The sequence below is a fragment of the Brucella sp. HL-2 genome, from assembly GCF_025846885.2.
Classification (GTDB): Bacteria; Pseudomonadota; Alphaproteobacteria; order Rhizobiales; family Rhizobiaceae; genus Brucella; species Brucella quorumnocens.
In genome coordinates this window covers 65,420-83,647 of record NZ_JAOYTK010000009.1, presented here as the reverse complement: position 1 = coordinate 83,647, position 18,228 = coordinate 65,420, and the positions used below count along the sequence as shown (strand labels likewise).

Here is an 18,228-nt window from a genome sequence, read left to right as displayed (position 1 = left end):
CCTCACAAAGCCGGAATGCGCTCACCCATACTGACCGTATGCGTCATACGCGCTTCCGGACGGCGGCGTGTCAGCGCCAGAAGAATACCCATGGTGATCGCAATAGCGACCAGCGAGGAACCACCATAGGAAATGAATGGCAGCGTCATACCCTTGGCAGGCATCAGATGCAGATTAACCGCCATGTTGATGATCGACTGGAAGCCAAACAGAATGACGATACCGGACACAGCCAAACGTGTGAAAGCATCGCGCTCACGAAGCGCAATCGAAAGCCCGCGGATCACGATGAACGCAAAAAGCGCCATGATGATCATGCACAGAATGATGCCGTATTCTTCAGCCGCAACCGAGAAGATAAAGTCAGTGTGGCTGTCAGGGATGATGCGCTTGACCGTACCTTCGCCTGGACCTTGTCCAAACCAACCGCCGCGCAGAATGGCTTCGCGGCCTGCGTCCACCTGGAACGTATCGCCCTCACCCGTCATGAAGCGGTTAACACGGCCTGCAACGTGATCAAATGTCAGATAAGCGCCAAAAGCACCGCAGACTGCGATGCCGCCGAGAACCAGAATCCAGAACATTGGCAGGCCTGCCAGGAAGAACATTGCACCCCATGTGCCCGTCGTCAGCATGGTCTGGCCAAGGTCAGGCTGGAGCACAAGAAGCCCGACAGTCGCGATAAAAAGCAGCATTGCAAGGAAATTGCCCGGCATTTCGCCGCCACGTTCCCGCTCAGAGAAAAGCCACGCGCAAATGACCACAAATGCGGGCTTCATGAACTCGGATGGCTGAATGGAAATGCCCGCAAGGCTTACCCAGCGGCGCGCGCCCTTGATCTCAATACCGACGAAAAGCGCTGCCGCCATCAGCAACAGCGATGCGCCCAGCAAAACCAGCGCGAAGCGCCTGATCTGGCGTGGCGTCAGGAATGACACCCCGATCATCACGATCACAGCCGGGATCATGAAGAAGGTCTGGCGCTCAACAAAATGGAAGCTGTCGAGGCCGATGCGCTGCGCAACGGCAGGACTTGCCGCAAAGGATAACAACACGCCAAGCCCCATCAAGGCCAGACATGCAGCCAGAAAGTAACGGTCGATTGTCCACCACCAATTGGCGACAGGACCGCGGTCAACACGACTTACCATCAGCTTTCCCCTCTCATCGGCTCAACACCCGGGAGCGCAAGAACGGCGTTACGGAATGCATCACCGCGTTTTTCAAAATTCTGAAACTGATCGAAACTCGCACATGCAGGTGAGAGCAGCACCGCAGGTTCGTTTGCTGCATCATTGCCTGCATCACGTGCAGCATGCTCGACGGCAATGGCCAAGGTGTCGGAAATCTCGAACGACACGGCATCCCCAAGCGTCGCAGCAAACTGCGCCGCTGCTTCACCAATAAGATAGGCTTTGGTGATGCGCGGGAAGAAGCTCGATAGCGATGTGATGCCACCAGCCTTGGGAACGCCTCCGGCGATCCAATAAATGTGATTGGCGAAAGACGACAGTGCAGGTGCAGTCGCTTCCGCATTGGTTGCTTTGGAATCGTTGACGAACAGAACTTTGCCGCGATATCCCACCTGCTCCATGCGGTGTGCAAGACCCGGAAAGCTCTTCAGACCAGCACGAATTTCTTCGATTGAAAGTCCAATAGACAAACAGGCAGCGACTGCAGCCAACGCATTCTGCGCATTATGCGCGCCGCGCAGCGAACCAATACCTTCAAGTGAAGTCAGTTCTTCGATCTGACCATTTGTTGTCGAATAAAGCTTTGCGCCGTCAGCGAAGCTTCCATTCTCAAGGCGCTTATTCTTGGAGATACGTGCGACTTTTACACCCTTACTCTCAAGGCGTGTCGCAATGTCCGCGCAATATTCATCGTCCACACCAATGATTGCCACACCGCTTTTCTCAACAAGCCGTTCTTTAATGGCGGCATAGTTTTCCATGGAGCCATGGCGGTCGAGATGATCAGGCGTAAGATTGAGAAGAAGACCGGCAGTCGGATTAAGCGAAGGCGCCAGATCAATCTGGTAAGACGAACACTCGACCACATAGAAGCGGCTTGGTGCAGGCGGTTCCAGTGTGAGAATGGCCGTTCCAATATTGCCGCCAAGCTGCATATCGCGACCGGACGCCTTGATAATATGCGCGATCAGCGCAGTCGTGGTCGATTTACCGTTGGTGCCGGTTATGGCGATGAACGGGCAATCGGGCGCGATATGATTACGCTCGCGCGCAAAGAGTTCAACGTCACCGATGACTTCAACGCCTGCGGCACGCGCCAGATCAACCGTCCAATGTGGCTTCGGATGAGTGAGAGGTACACCCGGCGAAAGCACAAAGGCAGCGAACTGCGACCAGTCCGCCTGCCTCAAATCACCAGTCGCCAACCCCGCGCTCTGAGCGCGGGCAACGCTGTCGGGATTATCATCCCAGGCAATGATCTTCGCCCCACCAGCCACGATGGCCTTGGCAGTGGCGATGCCCGACCCGCCCAATCCGAAGAGGGCTACAGTCTTATCTTTAAGGGCGGTGATCGGGATCATTCTTCGGGCCTGTTATCTGAGCTTCAAGGTAGAAAGGCCGATCATGGCGAGGATGATCGCCACGATCCAGAAGCGGATCACGACCTGACTTTCCGTCCAGCCCTTCTTTTCAAAATGATGGTGAATTGGCGCCATCAGGAACACGCGCTTACCGGTGAGCTTGAACGAGCCGACCTGAATAATGACCGAAAGCGCTTCAACCACGAACAAACCGCCAATGATCGCAAGAACGATTTCGTGCTTGGTCGCAACTGCAACTGTTCCAAGCATGCCGCCCAAGGCCAGCGAGCCAGTGTCACCCATGAAGATAGCGGCAGGTGGCGCATTGAACCAAAGGAAGCCAAGGCCAGCACCAATGACCGCACCAAGCACCACGGCAAGCTCACCCGTTCCAGGCACAAAATGAATTTGCAGGTAATCAGCAAAAATCGCATTGCCCGAAAGATAAGCGATGAAGCCAAATGAAGCGGCCGCAACCATCACTGGCACGATTGCAAGGCCGTCAAGACCGTCCGTCAGATTCACGGCATTGCCCGCACCAACCATGACGAAGGCTGCGAAAGGAATAAAGAACCAGCCGAGGTTCATGACGAACTGCTTCATAAACGGGAACGTCAGCGACGAAGAGAAAGGTTCCTGACCAGCGCGCATGATGATGAAGGCCGCAACAGCTGCGATCAGAAACTCGATAGCGAGACGCGACTTGCCGGAAAAGCCCTTGTCCGACTGCTTCGTGACCTTGAGATAATCGTCATAAAAGCCAATGGCGCCGAAGCCAACAGTAACCATGAGCACAACCCAGACATAGACGCTGGAAAGATTGGCCCAGAAGAAACATGAAACGAGAATACCCGTCATGATCATCAGGCCGCCCATGGTCGGCGTTCCGGCTTTTTTGAAGTGGGTCTGCGGACCGTCAGCGCGGATTGGCTGACCTTTTCCCTGCCGCGCGCGCAGCGAATTGATGATGGTCGGTCCGAACAGAAACACGATCAGTGCCGAGGTAATCATCGCGCCGCCGGTGCGGAACGTGATGTAGCGGAACACGTTGAACGGTGTCACATGCTCGGCAAAAATTGTAAGAAGCATCAACATGCGGAAAAAAATCCCTCAAAATCGCCTATTCAGCAGGCACCACCGGCGGAAATTGGTTTGTCAGCGCCTTGACGATCTTGGAGAAGCCGATCCCCTTGGAGGATTTCACCATGACAACATCGCCGGGGCGGACCGCTTTCATCACCAGCGGCAACAATTCATCGGTGCTCTGCCTGTATTCGACGTGAATTTCAACCGGCAACGCGTTTTTGAGCACCGACATTTCACGTCCGCCGATGTAAAGCACATTCACTTCTGCATCGACGATAGGCCGTGCAAGATCGGCGTGGAGCTTTCCGGACTGGCGACCAAGCTCAAGCATATCGCCTAAAATTGCGATGCGGCGACCACGTGGCCCCTCCGGCGGAGTGGCCTGGAGAAGCGACAGCGATGCGCGCATCGAAGTTGGATTTGCGTTGTAGCTTTCGTCGATCAACGTGAAAGAACCACCATCCGGATGTTCCAGCACGTGACGTGCACCGCGTCCACCTTCTGCCGAAAGCGTCGCCATTGCGATGGCAACCTTTGCCATATCCGCACCGACAAGATGAGCCGCGCCCAGAACAGCCAGCATGTTCTGCACGATATGGCGTCCCGGCATACCAACCTTTACGACTGCCTCTTCGCTGCCGATCTTGACCGTCATGCATGAGCAGGTCGGATGCATCTTCGCTTCGCGCAGGCGATAATCGGAACGGGCATTCTCGCCAAAAGTCACGATATGCTCGATGCCTGCCTTTTCAGCCAGTTCTTCAAGCTGTTTGAAACGCTTGTCATCACGATTGAGAAGCGCGTAACCGCCCGGCACAACACCTTCAAAAATCTCAGCTTTCGCGACTGCGATTTCTTCAAGATTGGCAAAATGCCCGAGATGCGCAGGTGCAATCAGTGTGATCAGCGCCACATGCGGACGCACCATCTTCACCAGCGGACGAATTTCGTCGTGATGATTCATGCCGATCTCGAACACACCATAATCGGTATCGGCAGGCATACGGGCGAGCGTCAGCGGCACACCCCAATGATTGTTGAACGAAGCAACAGAAGCGTGAACTTTGCCTGAATCGACCAGCACATGACGCAGCGCTTCTTTGGTTGTGGTTTTGCCGACTGAGCCGGTAACAGCGATTATCTGTGCCGTGGATCGTTCGCGCGAAGCAATACCGAGCTTGGTGAGGGCCTCAAGCACGTCCTCGACCACAATCATCGGAACTTTAAGATTACCGAGTGCAGGAAGACGGGATTCATTGACAACCAGAAGACCTGCACCCGCCGCCATGGCAGCGGTTGCAAAATCATGACCATCAAACAGATCGCCTTTGATCGCGAAAAAAGCTTCGCCGTCCTTTAGCGTGCGGCTATCGATGGAAATCCCGGTGATACCCGCAGGCAACGTACCGAAAGGCCGGCCTTCCATGGCCTCCACCATATCGGCAGATGTCCAAAGCCAGTCACTCATTCCTTATGCTCCTCAAGGCGCGCAGCCAGTGCTGCCGCCACTTCCGTATGATCCGAGAACGGCAGCGTGATGTCGCCGACGATCTGGCCTTCTTCATGCCCTTTACCAGCAACAACGAGTGTGTCGCCCGGCATCATCATCGATACAGCGGTGAAAATTGCTTCGCGGCGGTCGCCAATTTCAGTCGCGCCCGGTGCCGCTGCCATGATTTCCGAACGGATTTGTGCAGGCACTTCCGAACGCGGATTATCATCGGTGACAATGGCCACATCCGCGAGGCGCGCAGCAATTTCGCCCATGATCGGACGCTTGCCCTTGTCGCGATCGCCACCGCAGCCAAACACCACAATCACACGACCCGTCGTGAATGGACGGACGGAAGTCAGAACATTTTCGAGCGCTTCCGGCTTATGTGCATAATCGACGTAAGCGGGAGCACCCTCTTCCGTAGCACCAACCAGATCAAGACGACCCGGCGCACCTTTAAGACGCTCAAGCGCGCGCATAGCAGCAGCCGCAGGAACACCTGTCACGATTGCGAGGCCTGCTGATACGAGAGCATTCGCCACCTGAAAATCACCTGCCAGCGGCAACGCGATTTCGAAGATTTCATCGGCAATGCGAACCTCAACATGCTGGCGGAAACGCTCATGCTCGACACGTTTAATGGTGATGAAATCACCCTTGCGGCCAACAGTCTTGACGTCACAACCAGCAGCCTTCGCCGCTTCAATCGCCTGCGGCGAGAACTGATCATCTGCAAAAATGATTGCAGGCGATCCTTTTGGCAAAAGTGTATCGAACAGGCGCATTTTTGCGTTCAGATATTCTTCGATCGTCGCATGATAATCCATGTGATCGCGACCGAGATTGGTGAAAGCACCGGCGGCAAGCTTCACACCGTCAAGGCGGCGTTGATCAAGACCGTGCGACGAGGCTTCCATTGCGGCATGAGTAACACCTTCATCGGCGAGTTCAGCCAGAACACGATGCAGCTCAACAGGATCGGGTGTGGTCAGCGAATTATAATCGCTGCGCGTTGGCGAAAAGACGCCAGTCGTTCCGATATTGGCTGCAGGAAAACCTGCATAAGCCCAGATCTGTCGTGTGAAAGAAGCGACGGACGTCTTGCCGCTCGTACCGGTGACAGCGACCATGACTTCGGGCTGTTTGCCATAAAATTGGGCGGCAGCAACTGCCAAAGCGTGACGCGGATCATCCACATGCAGCACCGGCACGCCCGGATTTTCCAGAGTCACATTCTTGCCCGCGATAATCGCAACTGCGCCGCGCTTGACTGCATCGGCAGCATAGGCAGAACCATCAGCCTTTACACCCTTGAGGGCCGCAAAAAGGAAGCCGCGTTCGACCTTACGAGAGTCTGACGTGACGCCGGTAATGTCCACTTCGCCCGCAGTGCCGGAGGCCAGTTCTTTAAAGAGTGTAATTTCCTTCAGCTTCATGGTCTTACCAAATCCAGGTTCAGTGGTGTAGCTTCCGCTCCCAATGGCGAAACTGCACGGGTCAGTCGTTTATCGAATCAGCGGAAGCGATCTCTGCTTCTGCTGGCGCAAATTCCTGTTTAAAATCGGGCTTAACCCCCAAAAAGGTGGCTGAGCGACGAATAATGTCTGCAACCATCGGGGCGGCATTAAGACCAGCGGTTGCGCTGTACTTGCCTTCTTCTGGTTTTGGCTCATCAATGATCGTCAAAACAACATAGGTCGGATCGTCCATCGGGAAGGATGCTAGGAACGCGTTGAAGCGTACATCTTTCGAATAACGGCCGTGCACAACCTTTTCCGCCGTGCCAGTTTTACCGCCAACGCGATAGCCCTGAACCGTCGCGCGCTTACCCGAACCACCCGGAGCGGTGGAGTTCAGACGATAAAGATAGCGCATATCGGCAGAAACCTGCGGATGTATAATCTGCTGCGCAACCTGATCGGCCTGAGCCTGTGTACGGGTCAGGAATGTCGGTTCAATTAGCTTGCCGCCATTCATCAACGCGGCAGCACCCACTGCCGTTTGAAGCGGTGTCGTCATCATGCCGTGACCAAAAGAAATGGTCATGGAGTGAACTTTCTTCCAGACGCGTGGTTCGACCGGACGCGCAACTTCCGGCAATTCCGTCTGCATGCGATCAAGCAGGCCGATCTTCTTGAGGAACGCGCGATGGCCTTCGATGCCAACCACATTCGCCTCATGACCTGAACCGATATTAGACGAGAAGATAAACACTTCGGGCAGCGTCAACACGCGGCCTTTACCGTGGAAGTCGCGGATGGTCTGGCGACCAATCACCAGTGGCCGTGATGCGTCGATCCTCGAGTTAAGATTAAACTTGCCGGAATCGAGCGCCATTGCTGTCGTGAAGCTCTTGATCGTCGAGCCCATTTCGTAGGTGCCCGCCGACATACGGTTCAGACGATCCTTGTCGAGTGCATGCACTGGATTGTTGGGATCGAAATCAGGAACAGAAGCCATGGCGATAACTTCGCCGGTCTTCACATTCAGCACCACAGCACCCGCGGCAATTGCGCGATAGCGGTCGACGGCCTTGACCAGCACGTCACGCATAATGTGCTGAACACGAATATCAATCGAAAGCCGAACTGGCTCAAGCGACTGGCCGGTTGCCATACCGACCGCACGCAGATCACTTAGACCCTGGCTGTCGATATATTTCTCCATGCCGGCAATGCCCTGATTGTCGACATTCACGAGGCCGAGAACATGAGATGCCGTTGGGCCGCCAGGATAGAAACGGCGCTTTTCGGTACGGAAACCGATACCCGGCACACCAAGCGCCATGATCTGGCTCTGCTGGCGTGGCGTCAAACCGCGCTTGATCCAGACGAAGCCTGCACCACTCTTGAGACGGCGATAGGTTGCTTCCCAGTCGAGATCAGGAATGACCGTCGAAAGAAGTTCGATGGTTTCATCCGGATCGACGATCTTGCGCGGCTCGGCAAAGAGCGAAGATGTTTTGATATCTGTCGCAAGAATTTCACCGTTGCGATCCAGAATGTCGGGACGCGATGCGAGCTGGTGTACGGCAGGACCGTTGGAATCATCGTCCTCACCACCAATCACGCCAAAATAGACTAGCTTGCCACCAATCACGCCGTAAATGCCGACAAAGCAGGCAATTGCCATCCACAGACGATTGCGTGCGCGATTGCCATGCTTCTTACGAGAACCAACAAACGCCATATTGCCTGCCAGCTTTTCATTGCCAACCGGCGCATTGCCGTTATTCAGATTTGGACCGCTATTAAGACTTTGGCCCTGGTCGAGGTTCTGCTTGTTCTTTTTGGAAAATCCGAGCTTCAGCCGCATGATCAGTGCCTAGCTCCATTCTTCTTGATGCTGCCGGTGGTTGTTGCATCGGGTACGAGAACACCGCTTGCCACCAGTTCATCACTGCCTGAAATAAGTTTCTGAATATCGTCCAGCTGGCGTTCCGGAATGTCCTGCACACCCATCGCAAGCTGCTCTGCTTCGATCGGCTGCAGCTTAAGTTCCTCAGAATAAACGCCCACGAGGCTCTGCAAGCGACCCGGCTGGGTCATCAAAGCCCAATCCGCGCGCAGAAGCGTAATCGTATCCTTTTCGGAATCAATCTGGCGCTTGAGCTTGGCAATAACAGCGATCTGCCTCTCCGCATCATACTTGATGGTATAGGTGATCGTTGCTGCTACCAGCATCGCCGCTATCATGATGAGTTCAAAAGTACGCAGCACTCGTTCAACTCCGGGCCAGTTCATGCGTTTCGGGCAATTTGGGCAGCCCGAAAAGCGAAAGATCATCTTCAAGAGGCGGGTTTTCGGTCCTCAGACCAGCGCGCAATTTTGCAGAGCGCGCACGTGGATTGCGCTCTTCTTCTTCTGCAGTTGGACCAACGGCACCTTTCACTGCAGGTGTAAAACTCGGATAGCGCACATGCGTCTCAGGCAGATGCCTTGAACCGGCACTGCCGCCAGCGCGGTCGGCAAAGTAGCGTTTGACCATGCGGTCTTCGAGCGAATGGAACGTAACGACGACCAGACGTCCGCCCGGCTTGAGAACGCGCTCGGCTGCAAGCAATGCCCGCGCCAGCTCGCCCAACTCGTCATTCACATAGATGCGCAGCGCCTGAAACACGCGCGTAGCAGGATGAATAGGCACTTTCGGATTGCGACCGACCAGCGATTCTATAGCATTGGCGAGATCCAGAGTGCGCGTAAAAGGCTGTGTTTCGCGGCGCTTTTCGATCATGCGTGCGATACGGCCCGCATTGCGTTCTTCACCCAGAAAATTGAAGATGCGAGCAAGATCGCCCATCTTCAGACGGTTCACCACATCAGCAGCACTTGGCCCATTGCGTGACATGCGCATGTCGAGAGGCCCGTCCTTCTGGAAGGAAAAGCCACGCTCGGCTTCGTCGATCTGCATCGACGAGACGCCGATATCGAGCACAACGCCATCAACTTTCTCGCCTTCACCCTCGACTTTTTCAACGGCTTTATCCAACGCCGAAAAGCGGCTCTCGACCAGATTGAGCTTGCCGTCGAACTGCTTTTCCATAGCGCGACCAGCTGCAATTGCGGTCGGGTCGCGATCAATAGCGATGACATTGGCACCCTCTTCCAGAATACGCCGCGTATAACCGCCCGCACCAAACGTGCCGTCGACGATTACCTTGCCGGATTCAGGCTTCAAGGCTTCAATCACTTCGGAAATGAGCACCGGAACGTGACGGTCCTTAGCCCCTTCAGCTTGAGATGTGTCTCCGCCGAGGCTAGCCATCATTCCGATCCTTTCTCGGGCTCACATCCCGCTAAACTGTCTTTGTCTGCATGAATTCCGGCCAATTGTAGACAAGTCCCAGCTTGGCGGATTCGATCAAACAGTTATCGGATATTAAGCTTAATGAACCGTTATCCTTTGCTACGCACATGCAGAAAACCGGGCGTTATACAAAAGTTTTTCGAGCACGCTTTTACGGAACAAATCGACGACAAATCGTGCTTTTGAACGGCAGTTCAATACCGCAATATCCAGTACAGCTCGATCACATATTTATGAGAAAAGCCCCCGTTCGCGGCCGTTGACGGAAAAGCTTCACAGGTTTATTAATTGCAAATAATTCGCAATTGCATTTTGAAAGCACACAGAATGGCATTTAAGATGGTCCCTCGGGGGAGTACTCCCCCCGCACAACACGACGTCACATTTGAAGGCTGGCGTCGTGATCGTGGCGAAGCGTCCATGTCAGACGTACACCGGTCAATCCGGGTCAGCCGATCAGGCTCAAAACTTCGCCGCGCGACGGCGTTCTTCGGCCCCGGCTATCTGGTTGCCGTCGGCTATATGGACCCTGGCAACTGGGCGACTTCCCTCGCTGGCGGCTCCCGCTTCGGCTATATGTTGCTGTCGGTCGTGCTGATTTCCAATCTGATGGCCGTGCTTTTGCAGGCACTCTGCACCCGGCTTGCAGTTGCGACAGGTCGCGATCTCGCGCAAGCTTGCCGGGATGCCTATCCGCGTTTCCTCGCATGGCCCTTGTGGCTTTTGGCTGAACTCGCCATTTGCGCCACAGACTTGGCTGAAGTCATCGGCACGGCAATCGGTCTTAATCTTCTTTTCGGCATTCCACTGGAAATCGGCGTCATCATCACCGCAGCAGACGTACTCCTCGTTCTCTATTTACAGAATAAGGGCTTTCGCCGCGTCGAAGCACTCATCATCACGCTGTTGGGCGTGATTGCTCTCTGCTTCCTGATCCAGATTTTGATGGCAGAACCCAAATGGGGCGAAGTAATCCGCGGCTTTGCGCCAACGACTGAAATTCTCCGAAATCCGGATATGCTTTATATAGCATTGGGTATTATTGGTGCGACGGTGATGCCGCATAATCTCTACCTGCACTCAGGCATCATTCAAACCCGCGATTATGGACATACCCTGCCGGAAAAGCGCGAAGCGATCCGATTTGCGACGCTGGACTCCACCATCGCCCTCACCTTCGCATTGCTGGTCAATGCCTCGATCCTGATCCTCGCCGCAGCAAGCTTCCACGCAACCGGCAATACCGGGGTAGAGGATCTCGACAAAGCCCATGCTTTGCTCAATCCGCTGCTCGGCTCGGCACTGGCGCCTACCCTCTTTGCAATTGCGCTTCTGTGCTGCGGGCTCAATTCGACCATTACGGCAACCATGGCCGGTCAAATCGTGATGGAAGGCTTTATCGATATCAAGTTGAAGCCCTGGCTTCGCCGCGCCATCACACGTTTCGTTGCGATTGTGCCCGCAGCCATTGTCACCATCATGTATGGTTCGCAGGGAACGACCGAGCTCCTTATCCTGTCACAGGTCGTACTCAGCCTGCAGCTGCCTTTTGCGATCATACCGCTGGTGATGTTCACGGCAGAAAAGAAGAAAATGGGCGCTTTGGTTGCCCCGCGCTGGGTTACAATCCTTGCAGCAATCACCGCCGCCATCATCGTCGTCTTGAACATGAAACTCATCTACGACTTCTTCACAGGCGTACCGATTTGAGGCGGCACAGCGGCTTTCCAACCCGGAAAGCCGCTGTTTTTTATTTGACCGCTGAATTGCCACCATCGGCATAAAGCGCTGAGCCAGCTACAAAGCTTGCCATTGGTCCTGCAAGAAAGAGTGCTGCCTGGGCAATTTCCTCGGGCCGCGCTATCCGCTTCATTGCATGTAGACCCGCTGCCCATTCTTTCTGTGCGTCGCTACCTGCCATCGGCGTATCGACACCGCCCGGCAAAAGCGCATTGGCTCTGATGCCCTGCGAGCCATAGTCCGCGGTGATACCCTTTACCAATCCCATCAACCCAGCCTTTGCCGCACCATAGAGTGACATTCCTGGAATCCCAACGCTGGTGCCGACAAAAGTTGATGTGAAAATGATTGCACCACCGCCAGACATGAGCATCGATGGTATCTGCAATTTTGCGCCGAGAAATGCAGATGTCAGATTTCCAGCAATCACATTGTCCCAGTCATCAAGGCTAGCTTCTATCAGCGGCCTGATCGGACCAACGGTACCCGCATTATTAAAGGCAATATCAAGACGGCCAAATTCACGTTGAGCAGCAGCGACCAGTTGTTCATGTGTTTCAACTCGGGAAGCATCCCCAACCACATAACGTGCTTTTCCACCAAGCTCTTTGATGACCCTCGCCACCGACTCAAGCGCTCCCTCGTTACGCGCATTCAGAACGACAGCCGCACCTTGCGAAGCAAACAGCATTGCCGTAGCGCGCCCTATTCCCGATGATGCACCGGTAATGATCACGACCTTATCTTTTAAGCTCGACATGAAAACCTCCTTGGTTGAGAGGCTCTGAAATAGATGCGCAATAAGAACACAACTATCCGTTTCCTGCGATCAAACAGAAATGTCGATTAGCCAATATAAGTGAAAAAGTGTCAGTCGGTCTGTAAGCCGGGTTCTGTATGGCTGGACTTGCGTCCAACGTGGCAGCCATTCATCTGGGACGGATGTCGCCACCCGCCTCTTGCAACCCACCCGGACGGCTGATCCGGAAACTGATTATCAGCCCTTGCGGGCTGATGCGCCGTCCCTATTCGGTTTTGCTCCCAGTGGGGTTTACCGTGCCGCCTGTGTTGCCACCGGCGCGGTGGGCTCTTACCCCACCCTTTCACCCTTACCCCGTCATCCCTGCCGCTTCGTGAAGCGGTACGGAAGACGGGGCGGTCTACTTTCTGTGGCACTATCCCTAGGGTCACCCCCGCCGGGCGTTACCCGGCACCGTATTTCCATGGAGCCCGGACTTTCCTCACCTGCCGCCTTTCGGCATATGACAAGCGCGGCTGCCCGACCGACTGACGGCGCGTGTATAGCATGATCGTGGAAAGTGGGAACCGGGTTTTGAAAAAAACTATAGACAACAGAAAAGCCGGCAGCGAAACCGCTACCGGCTTTTCGTTCACATCATCGGTTTGGAACTCTACGCAACCGACAACGTAAATCTGGAGCACATCCCGAAAAGTGGGAACCGGATTTCGGAACGAGATGTGCGTTAAAACAAATATTTAAAGGCCGGCCATATAGGTCTTAACCGAGCTGCAATACTTTGCAGAGGTCGGGTTCATGCGCTTTGCGCCATGACCGGCATTGTACTTGAGGATGGTGCCGCAGGTGCTGCCGCCGCCAAGCTTCTGTGCCATGGCAAGATACTTCATGCCGAACTGGATGTTGGTTGAAGGCTCATAGAGGCCCTTTGCCGAACCCGTGTAACCCAGACCGCGAGCTGTCGAGAGCTTGATCTGCATCAGACCAATTTCACCGGCAGCACCCCGAACGTTTGGCTGGAAATTGCTTTCGTGACGAACAACGGCATGAGCCAGCGAGGAAGATACGCCGTAAGTTGCAGCATAACGATTGATGATCTGTGAGTAACCCTTGCCGCCCTGCACAGACTTTGAAGTCTCGCCACGCGACTTGGAACGCTTTGCACTTTTAGCTGTTGGCGCAGCACGCTTGGTGATGACCGAAACCTTCTTGGCAGTCTGTTTCTGATCTGCCCGTACAGCCGCGCGGGATGCCTTTTCAGACTTGTTGGCTTCAGCGGTCTTGCTCTGTGCTCTTGCCTTGAGCAGATCTGCGAGATTGGTTGGCTCATTAACGGGAGCACTCATCGCAGAATTAAGGCCAAATGAACTCATGGCGCCAATGAGGGCGCATACAACAACAAATTTTACTTTCATAACCTACCGTCTTGGATCGTTTTTATGGGGCATTGCTGGTCTTGGGGGCAGCGTTGCCGTTTATTTATGATCCCGCTCGACAAGCATTTTTGCCCGCCCGTCACCGCTGGGAATGGCAGATCATTTGCTGGGGAAATGCAGCCGAAGATTGGTTGGGGAAGTAAAATAGTCTTACAGGTTGTAATAAACGCTGTCACATTTCGTGATGCGCGCCACAGTGGAAGAGGATCACCACCTAAAGCTGCAATTGTTCTAATTTGATGAAATTATTACGGAAATATGAAAGTCCGACACTGCTCGATCCTGCCGGACCATGCGTGGTCAAGCGGTAACATTTTGCAATGAAAAAATCAACCTGTAGAGGGTATCTATAGTAGATACGTCGGCTACACCGTCCACATTTTGTGTCCGAAAATGTCGCTGAAACGCCTTAATCACGGTTTGTGTGGCCTCATCGAACACACCATTGATCTCGATTTTATAGCCATAAAGGGCAAGCATGGACTGCAAAGCCTCCACTGGCTGGCCCTGTTCGCCACGCGCGAGGAAGCGCCCGCCACGGATCGGCGTTGGTTCAATGTAGTGGCCAATGCCTGCTTCATACAGTTTCTTCCATGGGAAGTTATGCCCCGGGTCCGTCTTGCGTTCAGGCGCAATGTCGGAATGCGCAAGAACATTTTCCGGGCGGATCTCATAGCGTCCGCATATGCTGCGACAAAGATCGATGACGGTTTCAATCTGCCTATCTGCGAAAGGTGGATAGTTTTCCAAGTCACCTGGATTGACAATCTCGATGCCAATGGACGCCGAGTTGATATCGGTTTCACCCTTCCAGAAGCTTTGACCTGCATGCCATGCTCGTGCCTTTTCAGACACCATCTGCACCACACGACCATCTTCGTGAACGAGATAATGAGCAGAAACTTCCCGCTCGGGTGACTTGAGTACATCCAAAGCTTCTTCAGCTGTTGCCAGCCCTGTATAATGCAGGATGAGGAAGGTCGGCGTCTTGCCATCGCGGCGGGGACCAAAATTGGGTGACGCATCCAGAGAAGCGGCCGGATAGTCGGGCTTTTCCAAAGACAGTTCCGCTACAAGTTCTTCCTGCGAAGCGTCTGCGCTGCTCATGCGGGCTCCAATTGTTTTTCGACACTTGCCCAAGCCGCATTGATGGCTGCAAGACGTGCATTCGCGATATTTATGAATTCCAGCGGAAGACCTTCCGCATAAAGCCGATCCGGATGGTGTTCTTTCACCAATGAACGGTAGCGCTTGCGCGCGTCCTCAAAAGAAACGCCGCGCACCAGCCCGAGAATGGCATAAGGATCGCCCTCGCCTCGATTGACATGCCTCAATGCGATACGCTCGAAACTTTCCTCATCGAAGCCGAAAATCTCGGCAACGCTGGACAGGAAAGCCATTTCCTTATCGTGCACATAGCCGTCAGCGGTTGCAATGTGAAAAAGTCCGTCGAGAATATCTTCAAGGAGATGACAGTTCTCATCACCTTCACGGCAAAGGCCAGCGAGCTGACGCGCATAGCTCTCATAACCTGCAACATCCTGCTGCGCGAGATTATACAAGCGAACGACATGGGCATGTTCTTCTGGCGGCACGGAGAAAATGCTCTGGAACGCGCGAAACTCGTCCTGCGTCACCACGCCATCGGCTTTGGCCATTTTGGCAGAAAGCGCAATCATCGCAATGGAGAATGCAACGCGCCTGCGCGTATCCGCATCGCCTTCGAAAACCGTTCGCACAGCCTCGATAACGCTTGAAATAGCGTTCAGCGTGACGGAGGTGACAAATTCACCAATGCGAACCCAGATAGACATGAATCGTTTCTATATAATTCCGTAAAGGCTGGAAACAGCAACCCGTTGCAATCGACGAAAAAACAATAATTTAGAAGAATATTGCGCTGTGCAGAGACAATTATTGCGCAGCCTGACGAGCCTCGAACGAACGCTGCGCGGCAGCGACTGCCGCTTCACCAGCGGCCTGAATCTGGTCAGCGCTTTGGACCACAGACTTGGCTGCGGCTTCTGCATTGCTGCGTGCACGTTCAATGGCTGCATTCTGCTCTTCAGGTGTCATGACACCTGAATTGTCCTGCAAAGCCTTCATCAGATCAGGGCCAGCCTGCTTATCAGCGTCAGGCGCTGGAGTAGCTGTAGTTTGTTCCGGCTGAGTTGGAGCAGCAGCCTGCTCGTCCTCTCCTCTGCCGCAAGCGGCAAGGGCAACAAGAACAATAGCGGAAATCAGAAACAGAAAATGACGGCTCATAACAAAAGCCATAACCGAAGAAAGCCTGCGTTTGAACATGGAAAACGCAGTTATATTGTCTTTATTGACGACCACTGCAAAATTATCCATCAGCTTTGCTCCTTTCGGGGCAAATGGCGGCCCATTGATTGGACCGCCATTCGTTTGCCAGCAAATACAACTGGCATTAAAATCACGCAAACTGCAATTTTAAGCATGTCTTTATCCGAAAACGGGTTCCCACTTTTGGGAGACATGCTTTAGTTTGCAGGAGGCGAACCAGTCGTTCCTGGAGTCGATGGCGCAGGTGCTGGTGTCGTCGGCGTGGTTGTATCGTTATTTGAAGGCGCTGCCGGTGCAGCCGGCGCTTCAGGCGAGGGCGATGCCGGTGCCTTGCTGGCGTCGTTTGAATTGTCGCTGCAAGCTGCAAGCCCCAAAAACGATACGGCAGCAACCGAAGTAATCAAAAACTTCTTCATGATGGCTCTCCTTCCCTAAAATTCAGCGTTGCGGGGATATAGCCAACGCCGTTTTGGTTTTCCGTGTCTGACCGATCAGTCCGATCAATCACCTTACGAAGACGGTCGTCACACCACTCTTAGTCCCCGGTGTTGCTTTTCGACGACGCCAACGTCACACCAGAAAACGGCGAGGATGGGGAAAGGTTCTCTCAAATTGTCTTACGGCTGGTAACAAACCGCCATAATAACAAAGTTTTAACCTTAGTTTCCCGCCGAAACAGCCGTCACGCCCCTGTTACCGGCAGATGCTTAACTCTGGCAAACAAGGTTGGATTCGCCTTGGAACCTTCGCGCATCTTGCCCGAAACGATTCAGAATTTCGGAATGCGCTCTTAAAATACGGGGAGCATGGAATGACCGGCCAAGATGCCAACGGCACAATCCTCAAGCGCGCAGTCACACAAAACCATGCGCTTTCACGCGATGGCGTCTCCGAAAGATTGTTCGCCTGGCTTTTCAAAGGACTGGTCTATCCGCAAATATGGGAAGATCCTGAAGTAGATATGGCGGCACTTTCCATTCAACCGGGCCATCGTATCGTTACCATCGCGTCAGGCGGCTGCAACGCTCTCTCTTATCTAACGGCTGATCCGGCATCGGTAGAGGCTGTAGACCTCAACAGCGCCCATGTTGCCTTCAACCGTCTGAAACTGGGCGCCTTGAAGCATCTGCCAGATTATGCCAGCTTCTATCGCTTCTATGGAAAAGCGGATGACAAGGCCAATCTCGCCGCTTATCAGCGTTTCATCCGTCCGCATCTCGACGGGGAAAGTCGCGCATATTGGGAAAAGCGCAAATGGAGTGGTCGCCAGCGCATTTCTATATTCTCGCGCGATCTCTATCGCCACGGCCTTCTGGGCGTCTTTATCGGCATGGGCCATCGTGTGGCCCGTCTCTATGGCATTGACCCGCGCGACATCCTTAAAGCCCGCACGATGGAAGAACAGCGCACTTTCTTCGACACCGCCCTCGCCCCCTTGTTTGAAAAACGCATGGTACGCTGGGCGACCGCTCGCAAATCCTCACTGTTTGGTCTGGGTATTCCGCCTCAGCAATATGATGCACTGGCAACAGCCGGAAATGGCGACATGGCATTCGTCCTGCGTGCCCGGCTTGAGAAACTCGCTTGCGCTTTCCCGCTGACCGAGAACTATTTCGCCTGGCAGGCTTTTGGACGCGGTTATAGCGGCGACGAAGAAACGGGCCCTTTGCCGCCTTACCTTTCAAGGGCAAATTTCGACACGGTTCGCGCCCGCGTTGATCGTATGACCGTACGCAATGCCAATTACACAGAGTTTCTCAGCCACAAGTCCGCCGGATCGGTGGATCGCTACATCTTGCTCGACGCACAGGACTGGATGAACGACGTGCAGCTCAATGCACTTTGGAGCGAAATTACCCGCACAGCAGCTATGGGCGCACGCGTTATCTTTCGCACTGCGGCAGAGCCAAGCCTCTTGCCGGGTCGGGTTGATCCATCAATCCTTGAACACTGGCACTATCACGAAGAAGAATCTCGCCAGTTGCATGATCGCGACCGCTCTTCAATCTATGGCGGCTTCCACCTCTATATACTGAAGGATGCGTGA

General features: G+C 54.1%; 15 protein-coding genes, 1 other RNA gene and 1 pseudogene. 2 read left to right on the top strand and 15 right to left on the bottom strand.

Features of this window, described 5'->3' with window-relative positions:
• Positions 1-2: 2 nt before the first annotated feature.
• The 8 genes from ftsW to rsmH form a co-directional block, all read right to left on the bottom strand.
• Positions 3-1,151, bottom strand: a complete 1,149-nt coding sequence (ftsW, locus tag OIV19_RS12660; RefSeq protein ID WP_095446963.1) for a putative lipid II flippase FtsW — start codon at positions 1,149-1,151, stop codon at positions 3-5.
• Positions 1,151-2,554 (bottom strand): UDP-N-acetylmuramoyl-L-alanine--D-glutamate ligase, encoded by a 1,404-nt coding sequence (gene murD, locus OIV19_RS12655; RefSeq protein WP_264231854.1) that lies wholly within the window; start codon positions 2,552-2,554, stop codon positions 1,151-1,153. The genes ftsW and murD overlap by 1 nt, the downstream gene beginning before the upstream one ends.
• A gap of 12 nt (positions 2,555-2,566) precedes the next feature.
• The gene (gene mraY / locus OIV19_RS12650; RefSeq protein ID WP_095446965.1) at positions 2,567-3,649 is read right to left on the bottom strand and encodes a phospho-N-acetylmuramoyl-pentapeptide-transferase; all 1,083 of its coding nucleotides are present in this window, start codon (positions 3,647-3,649) and stop codon (positions 2,567-2,569) included.
• 25 nt (positions 3,650-3,674) lie between these two features.
• Positions 3,675-5,108 (bottom strand): UDP-N-acetylmuramoylalanyl-D-glutamyl-2,6-diaminopimelate--D-alanyl-D-alanine ligase, encoded by a 1,434-nt coding sequence (locus tag OIV19_RS12645; protein WP_151094983.1) that lies wholly within the window; start codon positions 5,106-5,108, stop codon positions 3,675-3,677.
• Positions 5,105-6,571, bottom strand: coding sequence for a UDP-N-acetylmuramoyl-L-alanyl-D-glutamate--2,6-diaminopimelate ligase (locus tag OIV19_RS12640; protein ID WP_264231853.1), 1,467 nt, complete (start codon positions 6,569-6,571; stop codon positions 5,105-5,107). The genes OIV19_RS12645 and OIV19_RS12640 overlap by 4 nt, the downstream gene beginning before the upstream one ends.
• 61 nt (positions 6,572-6,632) lie before the next feature.
• Positions 6,633-8,324 (bottom strand): peptidoglycan D,D-transpeptidase FtsI family protein, encoded by a 1,692-nt coding sequence (locus OIV19_RS12635; RefSeq protein ID WP_498831045.1) that lies wholly within the window; start codon positions 8,322-8,324, stop codon positions 6,633-6,635.
• A 128-nt stretch (positions 8,325-8,452) separates the two neighbouring features.
• Positions 8,453-8,854, bottom strand: a complete 402-nt coding sequence (gene ftsL / locus OIV19_RS12630; protein WP_095446969.1) for a cell division protein FtsL — start codon at positions 8,852-8,854, stop codon at positions 8,453-8,455.
• 4 nt (positions 8,855-8,858) lie between these two features.
• The gene (gene rsmH, locus OIV19_RS12625; RefSeq protein ID WP_264231851.1) at positions 8,859-9,902 is read right to left on the bottom strand and encodes a 16S rRNA (cytosine(1402)-N(4))-methyltransferase RsmH; all 1,044 of its coding nucleotides are present in this window, start codon (positions 9,900-9,902) and stop codon (positions 8,859-8,861) included.
• 378 nt (positions 9,903-10,280) lie between these two features.
• On the opposite strand from rsmH, the gene OIV19_RS12620 reads away from it, so the two are divergent.
• Positions 10,281-11,651, top strand: coding sequence for an Nramp family divalent metal transporter (locus OIV19_RS12620; RefSeq protein WP_264231874.1), 1,371 nt, complete (start codon positions 10,281-10,283; stop codon positions 11,649-11,651).
• Positions 11,652-11,691: 40 nt separating this feature from the next.
• Here the strand turns inward: OIV19_RS12620 and OIV19_RS12615 are convergent, their stop codons facing one another.
• From OIV19_RS12615 to OIV19_RS12585, 7 genes and pseudogenes are all read right to left on the bottom strand, one after another.
• Positions 11,692-12,441: an SDR family oxidoreductase gene (locus OIV19_RS12615; protein ID WP_264231850.1), complete on the bottom strand. Its 750-nt coding sequence runs from the start codon at positions 12,439-12,441 to the stop codon at positions 11,692-11,694.
• A 106-nt stretch (positions 12,442-12,547) separates the two neighbouring features.
• Positions 12,548-12,972: RNase P RNA component class A (rnpB, locus tag OIV19_RS12610), an RNA gene on the bottom strand.
• A gap of 206 nt (positions 12,973-13,178) precedes the next feature.
• Positions 13,179-13,853: a lytic transglycosylase domain-containing protein gene (locus OIV19_RS12605; RefSeq protein WP_095446972.1), complete on the bottom strand. Its 675-nt coding sequence runs from the start codon at positions 13,851-13,853 to the stop codon at positions 13,179-13,181.
• Between the two features lie 321 nt (positions 13,854-14,174).
• Positions 14,175-14,981: an N-acetylmuramoyl-L-alanine amidase gene (locus tag OIV19_RS12600; protein WP_095446973.1), complete on the bottom strand. Its 807-nt coding sequence runs from the start codon at positions 14,979-14,981 to the stop codon at positions 14,175-14,177.
• Positions 14,978-15,688: a J domain-containing protein gene (locus OIV19_RS12595; RefSeq protein WP_095446974.1), complete on the bottom strand. Its 711-nt coding sequence runs from the start codon at positions 15,686-15,688 to the stop codon at positions 14,978-14,980. The genes OIV19_RS12600 and OIV19_RS12595 overlap by 4 nt, the downstream gene beginning before the upstream one ends.
• 100 nt (positions 15,689-15,788) lie before the next feature.
• Positions 15,789-16,189: pseudogene (locus tag OIV19_RS12590) on the bottom strand (hypothetical protein).
• 189 nt (positions 16,190-16,378) lie between these two features.
• Positions 16,379-16,597, bottom strand: a complete 219-nt coding sequence (locus OIV19_RS12585) for a hypothetical protein (RefSeq protein ID WP_084486930.1) — start codon at positions 16,595-16,597, stop codon at positions 16,379-16,381.
• A 395-nt stretch (positions 16,598-16,992) separates the two neighbouring features.
• On the opposite strand from OIV19_RS12585, the gene OIV19_RS12580 reads away from it, so the two are divergent.
• Positions 16,993-18,228, top strand: a complete 1,236-nt coding sequence (locus tag OIV19_RS12580; protein WP_264231848.1) for a BtaA family protein — start codon at positions 16,993-16,995, stop codon at positions 18,226-18,228.